The sequence below is a fragment of the Thioclava sp. F36-7 genome (assembly GCF_002020075.1).
Classification (GTDB): domain Bacteria; phylum Pseudomonadota; class Alphaproteobacteria; order Rhodobacterales; family Rhodobacteraceae; genus Thioclava; species Thioclava sediminum.
In genome coordinates, this window is record NZ_MPZR01000002.1 from 131305 (window position 1) to 148798 (window position 17494).

Below are 17494 nucleotides of genomic sequence, written 5' to 3' on the forward strand. Positions count from 1 at the left end.
GTGGATATCGAACTAATCCTCAAGGTCTATCCGTACTTCCTGAAAGCCGCCGTGATCACGGTCGAACTGTCGGTTCTGACCATCGTGCTGGGGCTCATCTGCGGCGCACTTGGCGCAGCGTCCCGGCTTTCGCGCTTTGCCATCCTGCGCTTCATCGGGGCGGCCTATGTCAGCTTCTTTCGTGGCACTCCCGCGCTGATCCAGCTGTTCCTGCTCTATTTCGGCGGCCCGCAGATCGGCATCCAGCTCGATGCCTTTCAGGCCGGTGTGATCGGGCTGGGCGTCAATATCGGGGCCTACATGACCGAGACGATGCGCGGCGCGATCGTCGCGGTCGACCGGGGCCAGACCGAGGCCGCGCGCACGCTGGGCCTGTCGAAGGCGCAGGCGTTCCGCAAGGTGACACTACCGCAGGCGCTGCGCCTGATGATCCGCCCGCTCGGCGTGAACATCAACGCGCAGATCAAGGGTACGGCGCTCGTCTCCGCGATCTCGGTGGTGGAGCTGACCTACACCGCGCAACGCTACATCGGTTCGACCTACAAGCCGTTCGAGATGTTTTTCCTCGCGGGGGTTCTCTACCTCATCATCATCACCGCGGTGGGTAAGGGCGTGTCGTTCCTCGACCGCAAGGTGCGCATCCAATGAGCCGCGCATCCGCCCCCCTTTCCCGCCCGCAAGAGAAGGAGTGAGCCATGGGTCTCGATTTCTCCGTCATCCCGCCTTTCTACGGCACGCTCTTGCTGGGTGTCCTGTGGACCATCGCCATTACCGCCGCCTCGGCCCTGCTGAGCTTCTTCGGAGGTATCCTGCTCGCGGTGATCGCGCTTTATGCGCCTGCCATCATCCGCCTGCCGGTACGCTTCATCGCCTGGCTCTTCATGGGTACGCCGCTGCTGCTGCAACTCTTCTTGATTTATTTCGGGCTGGTGCAGATCGGCATCGACCTTCCGGCCTTCGTGGCAGGTGTGATCGGTCTGGGCTTCCACTTCGCCGTCTATAACTCCGAGCTGATCCAGACTGCGATGCTGGCGGTGGACAAGGGTCAGATGGAGGCCGCACGGACGCTGGGCCTGTCGCGCAGACAGGCGCTCGTCAAGGTCGTCGTGCCGCAGGCGGTGCGCGACGTGCTGCCGCCCATCGGCAACAACATGATCGCGCTGCTGAAAGACTCGGCGCTGGTCTCGGTGATCGGGGTGTCTGAGCTGACGCTCTCGGCGCAGCGCGCCATCGGCCAGACCTACCGCGCCTTCGAGTTCTACGCGGCCGCTGCCGTCCTCTACTACATCATCAATCTCGGCATGGAGGCGGTGATCCGCTGGTTCGAGAACCGCAACCGCCTCTATCGCTGATCCGGGAGATATCGACATGACAGAGACAAAATCCTTCGTCGAGATCCGTCACGCCCAGAAATCCTACGGCACGCTGGAAGTGCTCAAGGACATCTCGCTCAACGTGGAGCGTGGCCAGATCGTCGCGATCATCGGGCCCTCGGGCTCGGGGAAATCCACGCTGCTGCGCGCCATCAACGATCTCGACCCGCTCACCGGCGGCGAGGTCTGGCTCGACGGGGTGCAGGTGAATAAGTCCCTGCCGCACAACCAGTATGAGAAGCACATCAACCAGATGCGTCAGGACATCGGCATGGTGTTCCAGCACTTTAACCTATTCCCGCATCTCAGCGTTCGGGACAACGTGACGATGGCGCCGAAGCTGCTGAAGAAGATCTCCGACAAAGAGGCCAACAAGCTCGCCGAAGAGCAGCTCGATCACGTCGGCATGCTGGAGCGGATCGACTATTACCCGGCGCAGCTTTCGGGCGGTCAGAAGCAGCGTGTGGCGATTGCCCGTGCGCTGGCGATGAAGCCGAAGCTGATGCTGTTCGACGAAGCCACCTCGGCGCTCGATCCCGAGCTGGTGGAAGAGGTGAACCTGGTCATGAAGAAGCTCGCGCAAGAGCACATGACCATGATCATCGTCACCCACGAGATGGATTTCGCCGCCTCGGTCTGCGACCGCGTGCTGTTCATGGACAAGGGCGTCGTGGTCGAGGAGGGCCCGCCCGAGCAGGTCTTCAAGAACCCGACCCAGGAACGGACCCGGAATTTCCTGCGCAAACATCTCGAAGGTGCAAAATGACGACTGAAAAGTCTCACCTGTTCTACCAGTCGCGCCAGCCGCGGCCTTTCCTCGAACGCTCCGAGGGAATCTACCACTACGACGAGAACGGGAAACGCTATATCGACGGTTCCTCGGGGGCGATGGTCTCCAATATCGGCCATTCCAATCCGCGCGTGCTGGAGAAGATGAAGGCGCAGATGGACCGTTCGACCTTCGGCTACCGGCTGCATTTCCGCACGCACCCCTCCGAGGATCTCGCCGCACGGGTCGCCGCGCGGATGCCCGAAGGGCTCGACAAGGTGTTCTTCGTCTCCGGCGGTTCCGAGGCCGTCGAGACCGCGATCAAGCTCGCGCGGCAATATGCGGTCACGCAGGGCGAGGAGAGCCGTTACAAGGTGATCTCGCGGCTGCCCTCCTATCACGGTGCGACGATGGGTTCGCTGAGCGTCACCGGCAGCCCGCTCTTCACCGGGAAATTCGCGCCGATGTTCACGGAGATGCCGAAAGTTCCGGCGCCGACCTGCTACCTCGACCGCGACAATCTCACCGAGGAAGAACGCGGCATCAAATATGCTGAGATGCTGCGCGAGAAGATCGAGGCCGAGGGCCCCGAGACGGTGCTCGCCTTCCTGATGGAGCCGGTGGGCGGGGCCTCGACCGGCGCGCTCGTGGCGCCCGACAGCTATTACACCCGCGTGGCCGAGATCTGCCGCGAATACGGCATCCTGCTGATCTATGACGAGGTGATGACCGGGGCCGGGCGCACCGGCAAGTTCCTCGCGGCCGAGCATTGGGGGATCACTCCCGACATCGTCGCGCTCTCGAAAGGGTTCGGGGCGGGCTACGCGCCGCTGGGCGCGGTGGTCGCACGCAACGACATGGTCGAGGCGCTGCTCGACGCGGGCGGCTTCCTGCACGGCTTCACCTATGCGGGCAACCCGCTGGCCTGCGCGGCGGGTCTCGCGGTGCTCGACGAGATGGAAGAACACGACCTGATCGGCAATGCCGAGCGGATGGGCGATGTTCTCAAGGCACGGCTGACCGGGCTGATGGACCGCTATCCCTTCATCGGCGATGTGCGCGGCAAGGGCTTGCTGCTGGCCTTCGAACTGGTCTCGGACCGCGACACGATGGAGGTTCTGCCGAAGGAGTGGAACGCCCATACCGAGCTGGTCGAACTGGCCTATGAGCGCGGTCTCATCATCTATTCGCGGCGCACGCGGGGCGGTTACGAGGGCGACCATTTCCTCGTCTGCCCGCCGCTGATCGTGACCGAGGCGCAGATCGACGAGATCATGGCGATCCTCATCGACGCGCTCGACGCCTTCGCCGCCAATCACGACCTGCCGGTGGTCGAGGAGGTCAGCGCATGAAGCTGCCCGACAAATCCATCGCGATGGAAGAGGTGGTCGCGCAGATCCCCGACGGCGCCACGGTGCTTGTGGGCGGCTTCGGCGTGCCCGGTACCCCCTTCGCGCTGCTGCGCGAGCTGGCCCGTCAGGGGCAGCGCGACCTCGTGCTGGTCAAGAACGACGCCAACGAGGCGGGCATGGGGATCGACCACCTGATCGCGGGCGGTCAGGTGCGCAAGCTGATCGTCACCCATCTCGGACTCAACGCCAACGCCATCGCGGCGATGAACGAGGGCCGGATGGAGGTCGAGTTCTGCGCGCAGGGCATCCTCGCCGAGCGCATCCGTGCCGGGGGCGCGGGGCTTGGCGCGATACTCACCGATATCGGCATCGACACCGAATTGGCGCAGGGCAAGCAGGTGGTCGAGATGAATGGCCGCCCAATGCTGGTCGAACCGGCTCTGCGTGGCGATGTGGCGCTGGTCCATGCCGCGCGCGCCGATTGCTTCGGCAACCTCGCCTATGCCGCCACCGCGCGCAATTTCAACCCGCTCATGGCGATGGCCGCGACCCGCGTGATCGCCGAGACCGAAGAGCTTCTGCCGCTGGGCGGGATCGACCCGGACGCGGCCGAGAGCCCCGGCGCCTTCATCGACCACGTCGTGAAACTCGACGAGATTTCCGAGGAGTATGGCATTGTCAGACGCTAGATCCCGCATGGTGGCCCGTGCCGCGCGCGAAATCGCGCCCGGCATGGTCGTGAACCTGGGCATCGGCCTGCCCACCAAGGTGGTCAACCATCTGCCCGCCGACTTCCCCGTCTGCCTGCATTCGGAAAACGGGCTGACCGGGATCGGGCCGACGCTGCCGCCCGAGCGCGCGGACCGGAACCTGATCGACGCGGGCGGGGCCTATGTCTCGACGATCCCCGGCTCGGCCTTTTTCGACAGCGCGGTGAGCTTCGCGCTGGTGCGCTCCGGGCGGCTCGATTTGACGCTGTTGGGCGCCTTCGAGGTCGCGCAGAACGGCGATCTGGCGAACTGGAAGATCCCGGGCAAGTTCTCCCCCGGCGCAGGCGGCGCGATCGAACTGGCGCAGAAAGCGCGCCGCGTCGTCGTGATGACCACCCATTGCGACCGCAAGGGCAACCCGAAGCTGCTCGAGACCTGCTCGCTGCCGCTGACCGCGAAGGGGCGCGTGGCGCGGATCTATACCGACATGGCGGTCGTGGACGTGACCGCGCAGGGCTTCGCGCTGGTCGAACTGGCCGAGGGCATTTCCGAGACGGAGATCCGCGAGGCGACCGGCGCGCCCCTTGCACTGCCGCAAGGCGACATTCCCAGATTCTGAGGCACCACATGGATACCGAGCTGAAAACCCGCATCCTCTCGGCGGTCGATGCCGCATTCGACGACGAGACCGCGTTTCTCTCCGAGCTGACCGCGCACCCGTCCACCCGTGGGCAGGAGCAGAGCGCGCAGGACTTCGTGGCCGCCGCCCTCGATGAGCGCGGCTACGAGGTGGACCGCTGGCAGATCGACGTCGACAAGATCCGCGACATGCCGGGCTTCTCGCCCGTGATGGGCGATTACGAGGACGCGGTGAACGTGGTGGCCACCCATCGCAGCCAATCGCGCAAGGGGCGCTCGCTGATCCTCAACGGTCATATCGACGTGGTGCCTGCGGGCCCGCTGGACATGTGGGACGCGCCGCCCTTCGAGCCGCATGTCGCCGATGGCTGGCTTTACGGGCGCGGTGCGGGCGACATGAAGGCGGGGCTGGTGTCGAACCTCTTCGCGCTCGATGCGCTGCGCAAGGCGGGCTTCGCCCCCAGCGCGGATGTGTTCTTTCAATCCGTCGTGGAAGAGGAATGCACCGGCAACGGCGCGCTGGCCTGCCTTGAGCGGGGCTACCGCGCCGACGCCGCGCTGATCCCCGAACCGTTCGAGGAAAAGCTGGTCGGCGCACAGCTCGGCGTGGTCTGGGCACAGGTGCACCTGAAAGGTCTGCCCACGCATGTGGCCTATGCTGGCACCGGCGCCAATGCGATCGAGGCCGCGATCCCGCTGATCGAGGCGCTGCACGGGCTGGAAGAACGCTGGAATGCACCGGGCTGTCGGCACGGTGATTTCGGCCATGTCCATCACCCGATCAACCTCAATATTGGCAAGATTCAGGGCGGCGACTGGGCGTCCTCTGTCCCGGCCTGGTGCATCTTCGACATGCGCATCGCGATCTATCCGGGCCAAGATATTGCCGCCGCGCGCGCCGAGATCACCGAGACCATCATGGATGCCGCGCGCTCCAACGCCTTCCTGAAGAACTCGCTGCCCGAGATCGTCTGGCACGGCTTCATGGCCGAGGGCTACGCGCTTTCCGACGACCACTCCGCCACCGCGAAGGCGGCGATCGGTGCTCTCGAAGGCGCGCATCGCAGCGTCAACGAGAGCGATCTCGACCGCGTGGCGATCACCGCGACCACCGATGCCCGCTTCTTCGGGCTCTATGCCGACACGCCCGCGCTGGTCTACGGGCCGCGCGCCGAGGCGATCCACGGCTTCAACGAGCGCGTCGAGCTGGAAAGCATCCGTCGCATCACCCAGAGCACCGCCCTGTTCATCGCGGACTGGTGCGGACTCGAAACCATCTGAGGATTCCCATGCGCGACGCTGTCATCGTCTCCACCGCCCGCACGCCGATCGGCAAGGCCTATCGCGGGGCGTTCAACAATCTCGAAGGTCCGGCGCTGGCCGCCCATGCCGTGCGCGCGGCCGTTTCCCGAGCCGGGCTCGAAGGCGGCGAGATCGCCGATGCGATCTTCGGCTCCGCCCTCACGCAGGGCTCCACAGGCGTCAACGTGGCGCGCCATATCGCGCAGGCTTCGGGCCTGCCCGACTCCGTGGCGGGCGTCACGCTGGACCGTCAATGCGCCTCGGGGCTCAACGCGATCGCGGCGGCTGCCCATGGCGTGATGACGGGCGAGATGGACGTGGCGCTTGCGGGCGGGCTCGACTCGATCTCGCTGGTGCAGAACGAACATTGGAACGGCTATCGCTATCGCAGCCCCGGTGTGCCCGACGCCTATTACATGTCGATGATCGAGACGGCGGAGGTCGTGGCGGAACGCTATGGCGTGACCCGCGAAGCGCAGGACATCTACGCGTTGCAAAGCCAGATGCGCACCGCCGCCGCGCAGGAGGCGGGCCGCTTCGATGCCGAGATCGTGCCGGTCGAGGCGGTGAAGCTGGTGAAAGACAAGGCCACGGGCGACGTCTCGGAACAGTCGGTGCGGCTCGAGCGCGACGAGTGCAACCGTCCGCAGACCACGCTGGAGGGGCTTCAAGGGCTCAAGCCGGTTCTGGGCTCCGACAAATGCGTGACCGCAGGCAATGCGAGCCAGCTCTCCGACGGTGCATCCGCCTGCGTGGTGATGTCCGCAGAGGAAGCCGCGCGGCGCGGGCTGGAGCCGCTGTGCGCGTTCCGGGGCATGGCAGTTGCGGGCTGTGCGCCCGACGAGATGGGCATCGGCCCGGTCTTCGCGATCCCGCGTCTGCTGGAGCGCGCGGGGCTTTCCATCGACGATATCGACCTGTGGGAGATCAACGAGGCCTTCGCCTCGCAGCTCCTCTATTGCCGCGACCGGCTGGGCATTCCCGACGACAAGCTCAACGTCAATGGCGGCGCGATCTCGATTGGCCATCCCTATGGCATGTCGGGCGCGCGCATGGCGGGCCATATCCTGCTGGAAGGCAAACGTCGCGGCGCGCGCTATGGCGTCGTGTCGATGTGCATCGGCGGCGGGCAGGGGGCTGCGGGCCTGTTTGAGATCTTCTGAAGAAAACGAGGCGGGCGTCCTTCGTGACGCCCCGTTCCGCTTTCCCTTCGCGTGACCCGCGTTATCGTGGGCGCGCGACAAAGAGGGAGGCGCGTTTTCCAGATGGTGTTCAAGGTTATCCGGTACGAGGTCGAAGAGCAGGTCGCGGTGATCACGCTCAATCGGCCCGATGTGATGAACGCGCTCAACGCGCAGATGCGCGCGGAAATCCTCGAGGCGGTGAAACGCGCCGAGGAAGAGGCACGCGTGATCGTGCTGACCGGTGCGGGCCGGGCCTTCTGCTCGGGGCAGGATCTGGGCGATGGCGTCTCGGCGGCGGGGCTCGATCTGGAGCGGGTGCTGCGCGACGAATACGAGCCGATGCTCAAGGCGATCTACGAGAGCCCGCTGCCGGTAGTCTCCGCAGTGAACGGGCCTGCGGCAGGGGCGGGGGCGAATATCGCACTGGCTGCGGATGTGGTGATCGCGTCCGAAGCGGCGAGCTTCATTCAGGCCTTCACGCGGATCGGACTGATGCCGGATGCGGGCGGCACCTATTGGCTGCCGCGTCAGGTGGGCTTTGCCCGCGCGATGGGCATGGCGCTGTTCGCCGACAAGATCTCGGCGCGGCAGGCGGCCGATTGGGGCATGATCTGGGAAGCGATCGCGGAGGTCGATTTCGACCATCACTGGCGCGCCCGCGCGGCGCATTTGGCCAATGGCCCGACGGCGGCCTATCGCGCCGTGAAGCGCTCGCTGCGCGAGGGCTACAGCAACGATCTGTCGACCCAGTTGGAACTGGAAGCGGAGCTTCAGGGCGGCCTCGGCCAGAGCCATGATTTCCGCGAAGGCGTGACCGCGTTCCTCGAGAAGCGCGCGCCGAAATTCGAGGGGCGCTGAGCGCCTCGCGGCCTTGCCAAGTCGCCGCGCCCGCGCTAGCCAGAGCGCGCTGCGGGCGTGGCGAAATGGTAGACGCACGGGACTTAAAATCCCTTGGGCATTGCCCGTGCCGGTTCGAGTCCGGCCGCCCGTAGCCTTTTCGGCGAAAATGTGAGCTATCGTGAGGCCGTCCGGGCATGGGCGTGCCGCAGGCTTGGCCAATCGAGGCTTGCCCGCAATGCCCCCGCCGCCTAAACCCGTCGTCAAGCAAGGGGGAATTCATGGCTCGCAGACCGACGGGACCGGCCGATGACCGGCCGAAGACGAAGAAGATCGGCGCGCTCAAGGGGCTCGGCCCCTTTATCGCACCTTACAAGGGACTTGCCTTCGGAGCGTTGCTGGCGCTGATCGCCACCGCCTCGATCTCGCTGATCCTGCCGCTCGCGGTGCGCCGCGTGGTGGACGGGTTCCAGAAGGGCGCGGCGCTGCTCGATCAGTATTTCTTCGCGGCTCTGGTCATCGCCGGGCTGCTCGCGCTCGGGACGGGCCTGCGTTACTACCTCGTCACGCGCTTTGGCGAACGGGTCGTGGCCGATATCCGCAAGGCGGTGTTCGACCGGGTGATCTCGATGAGCCCCGCCTTCTTCGAGCGCATCCTGACCGGCGAGATCATCAGCCGCATCACCACCGACACGACGCTGATCCTCTCGGTGATCGGGTCCTCCGTCTCGGTGGCGCTGCGCAACGTGCTGATCCTGATCGGCGGGTTGATCATGTTGATGTTCACCTCGGCCAAGCTGACCGGGCTGGTGCTGCTGGTGGTGCCGGTGGTCGTGGTTCCCATCGTGGTTCTGGGCCGCCGCCTGCGGGTGCTGGGCCGCGAGAACCAGGACTGGATCGCGAATTCGTCGGGCTCGGCCTCGGAGTCGCTTCTGGCGGCTCAGACCGTGCAGGCCTTTACCCATGAGGCGATCACCCGCGAGAAATTCTCCGACGTCACCGAGAAAGCTTACCAGTCCGCCAAGAAGCGGATCGGCACGCGCGCGGTGATGACCGTGATCGTGATCTTCCTCGTCTTCGCAGGCGTCGTCGGCGTGCTGTGGATCGGCGCGCGCGACGTGCGCGGCGGCGAGATGAGCGTGGGCGAGCTGGTGCAATTCGTGATCTACGCGGTGATGGTGGCGGGCTCTGTCGGCGCGCTGTCGGAAATCTGGTCCGAATTGCAGCGAGCCGCAGGCGCGACCGAGCGTCTCGTGGAGCTGCTGCAAAGCGAGGACTCGGTGAAAGACCCCGAGCATCCGGTGCCGCTGCCGATGCCCGCAACCGGCGCGATCCGGTTCGAGGATGTGAGCTTCCATTACCCGTCGCGGCCGCAGGCCTCCGCGCTCGATCATGTCGATCTCGACATCGCGCCGGGCGAGACCGTGGCGCTGGTCGGGCCTTCGGGCGCGGGCAAGACGACCGTCGTGCAGTTGATCCAGCGGTTCTGGGATCCCGAGACCGGCAAGGTAACGATCGACGGCTACGACCTGCGCGACATGGCGCGGCACGATTTCCGTCAGGCGATCGCGCTGGTGCCGCAGGACCCGGTCGTCTTCGCCGCTTCGGCGCGCGAAAACATCCGCTTCGGTCGTCCCGATGCGAGCGATCGCGAAGTCGAAGAAGCGGCCCGCGCGGCCCATGCCTATGACTTTCTCGAAGCGTTGCCAGAAGGGTTCGATACCTATGTCGGCGAGCGCGGCGTGATGCTCTCGGGCGGTCAGAAACAGCGTATCGCGATTGCGCGGGCGATCCTGCGCGACGCGCCGATCCTACTGCTGGACGAGGCGACCTCGGCGCTGGACGCAGCCTCCGAACGCGAAGTGCAGGCGGCCGTCGATCAGCTGGCCAAGACCCGCACCACGGTGATCGTGGCGCACCGTCTGGCCACCGTGAAGAAGGCCGACCGGATCGTCGTCTTCGAGGACGGCAAGATCGTCGCGCAGGGTACGCATGACAGCCTCGTCTCCGAGGGCGGTCTCTATGCCGAACTCGCGAGGCTGCAATTCACCGAAGGGGCGTGACGGGGCGTTCGCGCCTTTGCACCTTGAACCCGGACGCTTGTTTCCCCACGTCAGAATTTGCGTGACGTGACGTTTTGGCGGTGGCGTAACTCTTGCCGTGGCGGGCGCTTTTGCCGCATCCTGCGCATGGCCCGTCAGTGGAGGAACGCGGCGGCCGCTGGAGGAGACTAATGCAGAAATTCGCGACAGTTGCCGACCGTGATGCGGTCGAGGCCGAGAAACCCTGGGAGGCGCGCAACCGCCCCGAAACGCTTTACGGCTTTCTGAGCGAGACCGCCAAGGCCCATGGCGATCGTCCGGCCCTGTCATTCCAGATCATGTCCGGCCCGACCGATAAGGCGGAGACGCTGAGCTGGTCGCAACTGCACGGCAAGGTCACGCAGGCCGCGAACCTGCTGCGCCATCTGGGCGTGGGGCCGACCGACACGGTGGCCTATCTGCTGCCGAACTCGCTCGAGACCGCGACGGTGCTTCTGGCAGGTGCTACAGCCGGGATTGTGAACCCGATCAACCCGCTTCTGGATGCCGAGCAGATCGGCGCGATCCTGCGCGAGACCAAGGCGAAGGTTCTGGTGACGCTGAAGGCGTTCCCGAAGACCGACGTGGCGCAGAAGGCGGCTGAAGCCGTGCGCCTTGCGCCCAATGTCGAGGCCGTGCTGGAGGTCGATCTCAATCGCTACCTCTCGCCGCCGAAAAGCTGGATCGTGCCCTTCATTCGCCCCAAGACCGAGGTGAAGCACAACGCGAAGGTGATGAGCTTCAACGGCGAAGCCAGCAAGATGCCCGGCGACCGGCTGATGTTCGACGATCCCAACGAGGATCGCGTCGCGGCCTACTTCCACACCGGCGGCACGACGGGCATGCCGAAGGTCGCGCAGCACAAATATTCCGGCATGATCTATAACGGCTGGCTCGGCGGGCGGCTCTTGTTCAAGCAAGACGACGTGATGATGTGCCCGCTGCCGCTGTTCCATGTCTTCGCGGCCTATCCGATCCTGATGTCGGCCATCGCGAGCGGCGCGCATGTCATCTTCCCGACCCCTGCGGGCTATCGCGGGGAGGGCGTGTTCGACAATTTCTGGAAGCTGATCGAGCGCTGGCAGGTGACCTTCCTGATCACCGTGCCGACCGCTGTGTCCGCGATGGTGCAGCGCAAGGTCGATGCCGATATCTCCTCGCTGCGGATCGCGCTCTCGGGCTCGGCCCCGCTGCCGATCGAGCTTTATAACCGCTTCAAGGCCGCGACCGGGGTCGAGATCGCGGAGGGCTACGGCCTGACAGAGGCGACCTGTCTGGTGTCGGTCAACCCGGTGGACGGGATGAAGAAGGTGGGCTCGGTCGGAATTCCGATGCCCTACACCCATGTGCGCATTCTCAAGAAGCGCAACGGCACGTTCGATGAATGCGCGCGCGACGAGGTTGGCGAGATCTGCGTCGCCAATCCGGGTGTCTTCGAAGGCTCGACCTATACCGAGCCGGACAAGAACCACGACCTGTTCGCCGAGGAGCGTTTCCTGCGTACCGGCGATCTGGGCCGTATCGACGAGGACGGCTATCTCTGGATCACGGGCCGCGCGAAGGACCTGATCATCCGCGGCGGGCACAATCTCGACCCGGCGGAGATCGAGGACGCGCTGCTGAGCCACCCGGCGGTGGCCTTCGCGGGAGCGATCGGTCAGCCCGACAGTTTCGCGGGCGAGCTGCCCTGCGCCTATGTCGAGCTGGTGGCCGACGCCGAGGTGACCAACGAGGAGCTGATGGAGCATGCGCGCGCCAATATCCACGAGCGCGCCGCGGTCCCCAAACATCTCGAGGTGATGGACGAGCTGCCGAAGACGGCGGTGGGCAAGATCTTCAAGCCCGACCTGCGCAAGAAGGCGATCATCCGGGTGCTCAATGCCGAGCTGGAGACGGCGGGCATCAAGGCGCATGTCATCTCGGTCACCGAGGACAAGAAGCGCGGTCTGGTGGCGCATCTGGCGACCACGGGAGACTGCGATCAGGATGCGCTGGCCCATAAGCTGGGCGAGTTCACCGTGCCGTGGGATTGGGCCCGGTAACCTCCCTCTCGCATCGCTAGCAACAATCGCGCCGCCCTCCGGGGCGGCGTTTCGATTGTGGAAACATCATGGCGGCCCATCGTGAAATTGCCCCGGTGGAGCCCCAGTGCGTCCCGATTCCGATGGTTAATGAAAGGTAACGAAGTCGTCCCCGCATCAAGAACGGGGCGACGCCATCGAGATCGAGCGTGTCATGTTGTTACCGATTGCCAGTTTTGCGAAACGCTGTCTCGCCCTTGTGGTGGCGAGCGTCCTTTATGCCTCCGCCGCGCAGGCGGTGACGGTCGATCTGATCACCAACGGGGATTTCGAGACCGGCGATCTGTCGGGCTGGAATTCGACCAGCTCTTCCTATGCAGAGGACTTCCAGATCAATAACGGGCGGTTCAATCCGCGCGGGCCGACGCGCCGCGTGGATCCGATCTCGGGCAGTTACGACGTGATGAACGAGCAAACCGGCTACGGGATTTCGACCCTGACGCAGTTCTTCACGGTCCCCGATCGGGTGATCAGCGCAAGTTTCAACTTCACCTATCAGCTCGTGAACCACTACGCGTCGGGCTTCGACGATCCCAATCAGCAGTTCCGCGTGAGCCTGATCGACGATGCGGGCGCGGTGATCTCGCAGATTTTCTCGACCCAGCCGGGCGACGCGGCGGTCCAGGGCGCGACGCCGCTGAGCTACGATCTGACCAGTTATCTGCAGGCGGGTGTGGGGTCGACGCTGGGCATCCAGTTCGATGTCGAGACGAGCTATTACTATATGAACGCCTCGCTCGACGACATTGCGATGATGGTGGAGACGCCCGCAACGGTGCCGCTTCCCGCCTCGGTCTGGATGATGCTGGCGGGGCTAGGGCTTTTCGTAGCGCTTGGCTGGTCGCGCAAAGCCCGTAATGGCGTGGATATCGCAAACTGCGACGGTCCTGTCGCGGCGTAAGAGGCCGTGAAAGCGTCCCGACAACGCCACTGACATATCCTCAGCCCGCCACGTAAGCGCCTCAATTGGCCGGAAATCTCGAAGGGTGACGCCAAAACGGCGTCGATACAAAGGAGACACGAAATGCGCTGTCTGGCTGCCCTTTTTCGCCTCTTCAAGCGCCGCGAGGATCGGATTGACCTGCGGATGAAAGAACTCGGCTCGATGCCCGCACCGTGCCGCAGACGCGTATCGCCTTTCGCTGAGATGCCGAAGCCTCAGTAAAAGCACGCGCTTTAGTCAGCTACCCGTACCAGTACGAAACGCCCGAGGGTCATTCCCAGCGGGCGTTTGTTTGTCTCAAGGGGCCTGTCGCGGCCTATGAGGGGCTCAGAAGTCGACCGCGACGCCGGGCAGGTCCAGCTCCTTCATCAGGTCGCGCACTTCCTGACGGGCTGCCACGTTGGAGATGTTGAGGCTCTCGACGCCGAGATCCTTGAGGTCCAGAAGCGTCAGCCCACGCGGGAACAGCTCGCGGAAGATCACCCGCTCGGAGAAGCCGGGCGAGACGCGGAAGCCGATACGCTTCGAGAGCTGCTCCAGCGCCGCGCCCACCTTGCGCTTGTTGTGCATTTGCTGGGCGCCCACGCGGTTGCGCAGCACGATCCAGTCGATCGGCTTCAACCCCGCCTTCGCGCGCAGCTGCCGCGCCGACCAGACCATCTCGGAATAGATCGAGGGGCCGATCACCTTCGACGTCACCGGGTCGATCCGCGCCAACAGGTCGAAATCGATGAAACTGTCATTGAGCGGCGTGACCAGCGTATCGGCCAGCGAATGCGCGACCTGAGACAGCCGCGTATGCGAGCCGGGGCAGTCGATCAGGATGAAGTCGCAGGACGGCTCCATCTCGGCCACGGCGGTCGACAGGCGATGGTCATAGGGGTTCTCGCCCGGGCCCAGCGTCGAGGCGTCCACTTCGGGCAGTTCGCGATAATCGGGGCAGGGCAGGTCGAGCCCCTCGCGATCCATATAGGCCAGCCGGTTCTCGACATAGCGCCCGAAACTGCGCTGCCGCAGATCGAGATCGAGCGCCCCCACTTTCCAACCCATCCGCGCCAAGGCGGTCGCCACATGCATCGAGGTGGTGGACTTCCCCGACCCACCCTTTTCGTTGCCCATCACGATGATATGCGCCAAGTCCCATCCCCGCTTTGTCTTGTGTCTTGTCCCTTACTAGACACTATAGATGGCAATCGGGAACTGGGGAAGGTGGCGCGCAAGGGGCGAGGTGAGATGGGGCTGGGGTGTGTGGTTTTGGTTGGGGTTTAGCTGGTTTTCTCGTTGAAACCATCCAAGGCAACACGCAACCGAGCAAAGGCTTTTTGCTTTTGAAGCAAATCTTCAGCGTTTTGGCGGCGGTCTTCTTCAAACATATAAGTCACTATGAACATGGTTTCGCTGAAAGAAACCTCTTGATTTAGTTCATTCCAGAATTCGCGAGGAAACTTTTCATGAATTCTCTTTAAGTCAATAGCTTCAATTTTGTAGCCGAACTCATGCGCGACCTTGTTCCTTAGAGAGTTTATTTGCTTAATCACTTCTGTGATCATCGGAGGGCAAGCGCCAAGCGCGAGAAGCAAGTCGAGCTTTTTCTCAAGCCCCCAGCGTTCGAACTTCAAGGCAGCTGAGTTCTCTAAGTTTTGTATGAGAAATGCGGACGCGACTTGGTTCAGGAGAAGATGAGTATTGAGCAGTTGTGTCAACTTGCTCTTATGTCGAAGAGAGCGTTTGAAGGATTGCTCGTCGTAAATAGGTTGATGCGCAATTTTCTTGATAGCTTTATCAGAGGCAGAGACCAATTTGGCTTTCTCTGATAAGTCATTAGCGCGTAAAGTTTCGGTAACCCAGTTTTTCATTTATTTATGTTCTCTGAAAGCCAGTTTAGGCTTTCAGAGAACAGGTCGCAAAATAATTTGTCCAGCCTTACCGGCTGAACTTCTTATACTTCACCCGCTTCGGCTCGACGGCATCCGGACCCAGACGGCGGATCTTGTCTTCCTCGTAATCCTCGAAGTTGCCCTCGAAGAATTCCACATGGGCGTCGCCCTCGAAGGCGAGGATGTGGGTGCAGAGGCGGTCGAGGAAGAAGCGGTCGTGCGAGATGATGATCGCGTTGCCGGCGAAGTCTTCGATCGCGGCTTCCAGTGCCTGCAGGGTTTCGACGTCCAGATCGTTCGTCGGTTCGTCGAGCAGCAGCACGTTGCCGCCTTCTTTCAGCAGTTTGGCCATGTGGACGCGGTTGCGCTCACCACCCGAGAGGAGACCCACCTTCTTCTGCTGGTCGCCGCCCTTGAAGTTGAACGCGCCGCAATAGGCACGGCTGTTGACCTGCGCGTCGCCCAGCTCGATCAACTCGGCCCCGCCGGAGATTTCCTCCCAGACGGTCTTGTTCGCATCCAGCGCGTCGCGCGACTGGTCGACATAGGCCAGCTTGACCGTGTCGCCCACGGTGATCTCGCCGGTGTCCGGCTTGTCCTGACCGGTGATCATGCGGAACAGCGTGGATTTACCGGCACCGTTCGGACCGATCACGCCGACGATGGCGCCCGGCGGGATCGAGAAGGACAGGTTCTCGATCAGTTGCTTGTCGCCGTAATGTTTCGAGATGCCCTCGACCTCGATCACCTTGCCGCCCAGACGCGGGCCGTTCGGGATGATGATCTGGGCCTTGCCGACGCGCTCGCGCTCGGACTGGTCCGCCATCTTCTCATAGGCCGAGATACGCGCTTTGGACTTCGCCTGACGCGCCTTGGCTCCGGCCCGGATCCACTGAAGTTCCTTCTCGAGGACCTTCTGCTTGGCCTTGTCCTCGCGGGCTTCCTGCTCGAGGCGCTTGGCTTTCTGCTCCAGCCATGCGGAGTAGTTGCCCTCATAGGGGATGCCGCGGCCGCGCTCGAGTTCGAGGATCCACGAAGTGATGTCGTCGAGGAAGTAACGGTCGTGCGTGACGCAGAGGATCGTGCCCTTGTACTCGATCAGGTGCTTTTGCAGCCAGGCGATGGTTTCCGCGTCGAGGTGGTTGGTCGGTTCGTCGAGCAGCAGCATGTCGGGCGCTTCCAAGAGCAGCTTGCACAGCGCGACCCGGCGGCGCTCACCGCCCGAAAGGGTTTCGACATCGGCCTCGTCGGGCGGGCAGCGCAGGGCTTCCATCGCGACGTCGACCTGGCTGTCCAGATCCCACAGGTTTTCCGAGTCGATCTCGTCCTGCAACTGGGCCATCTCCTCGGCGGTCTCGTCCGAGTAGTTCATCGCCAGCTCGTTGAAACGCTCCAGCTTGGCCTTCTTGGCGGCCACGCCTTCCATGACGTTGCCGCGCACGTTCAGCGCCGGGTCCAGATCGGGCTCCTGCGGGAGGTAGCCGACTTTCGCGCCTTTCGCGGCCCAGGCCTCGCCCGAGAAGTCCTTGTCGATTCCCGCCATGATGCGCAGCAGCGTGGATTTACCCGCGCCGTTGACGCCGACGACGCCGATCTTCACGCCGGGAAGGAAATTCAGGCGGATGTTTTCGAAGCATTTCTTGCCACCCGGATAGGTCTTCGAGACACCATCCATGTGATAGACATATTGATAGGACGCCATGGTCGACCTCGTTTGGAATAAGGGGTTTGGGCGCCTTCTATGCGGAAAGCCGGCATAGGGAAAGGGGGCGTGGCGGGGGCCTACGGGCGAGCCTGCCGCTTCTGTCGTTTAACTGTCATTTTTCAACGTGCACAAATGCGCAGAACTGTGTGTGAAAAGGATGGTTTTCTGCGAATGCGAACGGTCCTAAATCCCACTCATCGCCGAGGGCACAGACGCTTCCCCCTGTCGCTTCGCTCTCGGTGAGAAGCACAACACGCGTATTCGTATAGGAGAGTAACAATGAAAACGCTGATCACGACTTCGGTCCTCGCCCTCGCCCTGAGCACCTCGCTGGCCGCTGCCGGCGGTGACGGCTACGGCTCCATCGCACCGTCGATGTCGCAAAGCTCCTCGGCCAGCAAAGGCTCGGCTGTTGGTGAAGTGACCCCCGGCAAAGCGCAGATCGCAGCCCAACTCGGTCTGAACCCGGCTGAATACACCACCGCTGAACTGTTCCGCATCCAGAACGCTCTGCGTAACGGTAACCGCGAAGAGGCAAAATTCGTCATCAACCACACCAACCGTCAGCCGGTTGACGTGGCGCCGCAGCCCGTGATGGGCCGTGACGCGTAAGATCGACGCAGTCTTCTGACCGAAAACGG

16 protein-coding genes and 1 tRNA gene are annotated in these 17494 nt (G+C 63.6%); 14 read left to right on the plus strand and 3 right to left on the minus strand.

Annotated elements, in window-relative coordinates:
- From BMI89_RS03510 to BMI89_RS03570, 13 genes are all read left to right on the plus strand, one after another.
- Nucleotides 1-648 (plus strand): amino acid ABC transporter permease, encoded by a 648-nt coding sequence (locus BMI89_RS03510; RefSeq protein ID WP_078522568.1) that lies wholly within the window; start codon nt 1-3, stop codon nt 646-648.
- A 47-nt stretch (nt 649-695) separates the two neighbouring features.
- A complete protein-coding gene (locus tag BMI89_RS03515; protein ID WP_078522569.1) occupies nt 696-1352 on the plus strand; it encodes an amino acid ABC transporter permease in 657 nt (218 codons plus the stop codon).
- 16 nt (nt 1353-1368) lie between these two features.
- On the plus strand, nt 1369-2139 hold the full coding sequence (locus BMI89_RS03520; RefSeq protein ID WP_078542169.1) for an amino acid ABC transporter ATP-binding protein: 771 nt from the start codon (nt 1369-1371) through the stop codon (nt 2137-2139).
- Nucleotides 2136-3494: an aspartate aminotransferase family protein gene (locus BMI89_RS03525; protein ID WP_078569860.1), complete on the plus strand. Its 1359-nt coding sequence runs from the start codon at nt 2136-2138 to the stop codon at nt 3492-3494. The genes BMI89_RS03520 and BMI89_RS03525 overlap by 4 nt, the downstream gene beginning before the upstream one ends.
- The gene (locus tag BMI89_RS03530) at nt 3491-4183 is read left to right on the plus strand and encodes a CoA transferase subunit A (RefSeq protein WP_078542167.1); all 693 of its coding nucleotides are present in this window, start codon (nt 3491-3493) and stop codon (nt 4181-4183) included. The genes BMI89_RS03525 and BMI89_RS03530 overlap by 4 nt, the downstream gene beginning before the upstream one ends.
- Nucleotides 4170-4823 carry a 3-oxoacid CoA-transferase subunit B gene (locus BMI89_RS03535; protein ID WP_232621648.1) on the plus strand — a complete coding sequence of 218 codons (654 nt, stop codon included), beginning with the start codon at nt 4170-4172 and terminating at the stop codon, nt 4821-4823. Before BMI89_RS03530 ends, BMI89_RS03535 begins: the two co-directional genes overlap by 14 nt.
- Before the next feature lie 8 nt (nt 4824-4831).
- A complete protein-coding gene (locus BMI89_RS03540; RefSeq protein WP_078569861.1) occupies nt 4832-6124 on the plus strand; it encodes an ArgE/DapE family deacylase in 1293 nt (430 codons plus the stop codon).
- Nucleotides 6125-6132: 8 nt separating this feature from the next.
- Entirely contained in the window at nt 6133-7308 is a 1176-nt protein-coding gene (locus BMI89_RS03545; protein WP_078569862.1) for an acetyl-CoA C-acyltransferase, read from the plus strand.
- A gap of 102 nt (nt 7309-7410) precedes the next feature.
- The gene (locus BMI89_RS03550; protein ID WP_078569863.1) at nt 7411-8187 is read left to right on the plus strand and encodes an enoyl-CoA hydratase-related protein; all 777 of its coding nucleotides are present in this window, start codon (nt 7411-7413) and stop codon (nt 8185-8187) included.
- Nucleotides 8188-8238: 51 nt separating this feature from the next.
- Nucleotides 8239-8320: transfer RNA gene (locus tag BMI89_RS03555), tRNA-Leu, on the plus strand.
- Nucleotides 8321-8447: 127 nt separating this feature from the next.
- The gene (locus BMI89_RS03560; RefSeq protein ID WP_078569864.1) at nt 8448-10229 is read left to right on the plus strand and encodes an ABC transporter transmembrane domain-containing protein; all 1782 of its coding nucleotides are present in this window, start codon (nt 8448-8450) and stop codon (nt 10227-10229) included.
- Between the two features lie 170 nt (nt 10230-10399).
- A complete protein-coding gene (locus BMI89_RS03565) occupies nt 10400-12289 on the plus strand; it encodes an acyl-CoA synthetase (protein ID WP_078569865.1) in 1890 nt (629 codons plus the stop codon).
- A 193-nt stretch (nt 12290-12482) separates the two neighbouring features.
- Entirely contained in the window at nt 12483-13229 is a 747-nt protein-coding gene (locus tag BMI89_RS03570; protein ID WP_143593808.1) for a VPLPA-CTERM sorting domain-containing protein, read from the plus strand.
- 369 nt (nt 13230-13598) lie between these two features.
- Here the strand turns inward: BMI89_RS03570 and BMI89_RS03575 are convergent, their stop codons facing one another.
- The 3 genes from BMI89_RS03575 to ettA all read right to left on the minus strand — a co-directional run bounded on the left by BMI89_RS03575 (nt 13599) and on the right by ettA (nt 16850).
- A complete protein-coding gene (locus tag BMI89_RS03575; protein ID WP_078522580.1) occupies nt 13599-14408 on the minus strand; it encodes a division plane positioning ATPase MipZ in 810 nt (269 codons plus the stop codon).
- Between the two features lie 128 nt (nt 14409-14536).
- Entirely contained in the window at nt 14537-15127 is a 591-nt protein-coding gene (locus BMI89_RS03580) for a hypothetical protein (protein ID WP_078569867.1), read from the minus strand.
- A 67-nt stretch (nt 15128-15194) separates the two neighbouring features.
- Nucleotides 15195-16850 carry an energy-dependent translational throttle protein EttA gene (ettA, locus tag BMI89_RS03585; protein ID WP_078569868.1) on the minus strand — a complete coding sequence of 552 codons (1656 nt, stop codon included), beginning with the start codon at nt 16848-16850 and terminating at the stop codon, nt 15195-15197.
- Between the two features lie 282 nt (nt 16851-17132).
- Here ettA and BMI89_RS03590 point away from each other — a divergent pair, with 282 nt between their 5' ends.
- Entirely contained in the window at nt 17133-17465 is a 333-nt protein-coding gene (locus BMI89_RS03590) for a hypothetical protein (RefSeq protein ID WP_078569869.1), read from the plus strand.
- Nucleotides 17466-17494: the final 29 nt, after the last annotated feature.